The organism is Streptomyces sp. YS-3, assembly GCF_045257485.1.
Classification (GTDB): Bacteria; Actinomycetota; Actinomycetes; order Streptomycetales; family Streptomycetaceae; genus Streptomyces.
The window spans coordinates 1-2607 of sequence record NZ_JBJHPC010000794.1 but is presented as its reverse complement, the minus strand read 5'-3'; the positions used below and the strand labels follow the sequence as shown (position 1 = coordinate 2607).

The following is a 2607-nucleotide window of genomic DNA, read 5'->3' as shown; positions in this document are numbered from 1 at the left end:
CCTTCGGCTCACTCGCCGGGGGTTGGGGGATGCCCCCAACCCCCGGCGAGTGAGCCGAAGGGGCGCGCCTGTGTCGAGAGACCGAACGCGCGGAGGCCCGACGAAGGAGGGCTGAGCACGATCGGGCTCTCGACACAGGCTTTTGCGCCCCGGAGGCGAACCGAGCCTCAAAAAAACACAGAAGCGCCCCGCCCACCAATCCCCCCACGGGTTGGCGGGCGGGGCGCTTCCCCTATACCCGGTGCGGATTCCCCCCACGGGATCCGGCCGGGAGTCCGGCGGTCTGCCGGGGTACGTACGTCACGGGTGGGCCGCTCAAAGCTCCCCGTGGTACGTGCCCCGGCCAACGCGCTGCCTGGAACGTCCCCCAAGACATTCCATGGACGTCCCCCAAGACATCCTCGGCATCGCCCACTTAGACTCCCGAACCGGTCCGATGGTTACCTCATAATCTCTGTGATCTAGCTCTCTTTGTGGAGATCAGGTGAAGGAGCGCAACCGTAGGCTGTTGGTTACCACGAAGACCGAGGAGAACGCCATAGCCGCGCCCGCGATCATAGGGTTCAGCAGGCCCGCCGCGGCGAGCGGAACCGCGGCCACGTTGTAGCCGAAGGCCCAGAACAGGTTGCCCTTGATGGTCGACAGGGTCCGCCGGGAGAGCCGGATGGCGTCGGCCGCGACCCGCAGGTCCCCCCGGACGAGTGTCAGGTCGGACGCCTCTATCGCCGCGTCCGTCCCGGTGCCCATGGCGAGCCCCAGATCGGCGGTGGCCAGTGCCGCCGCGTCGTTGACGCCGTCGCCCACCATCGCCACCGAACGGCCCTCGGCCTGGAGCCGCTTGACCACGTCGACCTTCTCCTCGGGCAGCACCTCGGCGTGGACGTCCTCGGCGGCGATCCCGACCCGGGCCGCCACCGCCTCGGCCACCGCCCGGTTGTCCCCGGTCAGCAGCACCGGCCGCAGTCCGAGGCCGCGCAGCATGGCCACCGCCTCGGCGCTGGTCTCCTTCACCGCGTCGGCGACGGTCAGCACGCCCCGCGCGGCGCCGTCCCAGGCCACCACGACCGCCGTACGCCCCTCGGCCTCGGCGGCCTCCTTGGCGGCGGCGAGGGAGGCGGGCAGCTCCACGCCCCGGCCCACGAAGACCGTGTGGCCCTCGACCACGCCCTCGACCCCGCGTCCGGGCAGGTTGCGGAACGACTCGGGGACGGGCAGCTCTCCCGCCTGCTCGGCGGCGCCTTCCGCGATCGCCCGGGCGATGGGGTGTTCGGAGGCGTGCTCCAGGGCGCCCGCGTACCGCAGGAGTTCCTTGTCGTCGGTGCCGTCCGCCGCGTACACGTCGTACAGCGTCATCCGGCCCGTGGTGACCGTGCCGGTCTTGTCGAGGACGACGGTGTCGACGCGGCGGGTGGACTCCAGGACCTCGGGGCCCTTGATGAGGATGCCGAGCTGGGCGCCCCGGCCGGTGCCGACCATGAGCGCGGTCGGGGTCGCGAGCCCCAGGGCGCACGGGCAGGCGATGATCAGGACCGCGACGGCGGCCGTGAAGGACGCGGTGATGTCGTCGGTGGCCAGCAGCCAGCCCACCAGGGTGCCCAGCGAGATGAGCAGCACGACCGGCACGAAGACGCCGGAGATGCGGTCGGCGAGGCGCTGGACCTCGGCCTTGCCGTTCTGGGCGTCCTCCACGAGCCGGGCCATCCGGGCCAGTTGGGTGTCGGCGCCGACCCGGGTCGCCTCGACGACGAGCCGGCCGCCGACGTTGACGGTGGCGCCGGTGACACCGTCGCCCGCGCTCACGTCCACCGGGACGGACTCGCCGGTCAGCATGGACGTGTCCACGGCGGAGGCGCCCTCCACGACCGTGCCGTCGGTGGCGACCGTCTCGCCGGGCCGCACCACGAACCGGTCCCCGGCCCGCAACTCGCCGATCGGCAGCCGGACTTCGCGGCCCCCGCGCAGCACGGCCACGTCCTTGGCGCCGAGTTCGAGCAGCGCCCGCAGGGCCGCGCCCGCCTTCCGCTTGGAGCGGGCCTCCAGATAGCGGCCCAGCAGGATGAAGGTGACGACGCCGGCGGCGACCTCCAGATAGATGGTGGAGGCGCCGTCGGCGCGGCTGACGGTGGCGTCGAAGCCGTGGCGCATCCCTGGCATTCCCGCGTCACCGAGGAACAGCGCCCACAGCGACCAGAGGAAGGCGGCGAGGGTGCCCACGGAGACGAGGGTGTCCATGGTGGCCGAGCCGTGGCGCAGATTGGCCCAGGCCGCCCGGTGGAAGGGCAGCGCTCCCCAGACGACGACGGGCGCGGCGAGGGTGAGGCTCAGCCACTGCCAGTTGTCGAACTGGAGCGAGGGCACCATGGCGAGCAGGACGACGGGCGCGGCGAGCAGGGCCGAGACCTGGAGCCGTCCGCGCAGGCGCTCGCCGCACTGCGCGGACGGCTCCAGGTCTCGGCCCTGCTCGCCGCGCCCGTCGTCCTGCTCGCCATGGTGCCCTCGCTCCAGTTCGACAACTGGCAGTGGCTGAGCCTCACCCTCGCCGCGCCCGTCGTCGTCTGGGGAGCGCTGCCCTTCCACCGGGCGGCCTGGGCCAATCTGCGCCACGGC

At 72.5% G+C, this 2607-nt stretch carries 1 protein-coding gene; it reads right to left on the bottom strand.

Annotated features, from left to right (window positions below; genetic code table 11):
• Nucleotides 1–480: 480 nt before the first annotated feature.
• On the bottom strand, nucleotides 481–2607 hold a 2127-nt coding region (locus tag ACJA3G_RS34840; RefSeq protein ID WP_406557034.1), incomplete at its 5' end, for a copper-translocating P-type ATPase.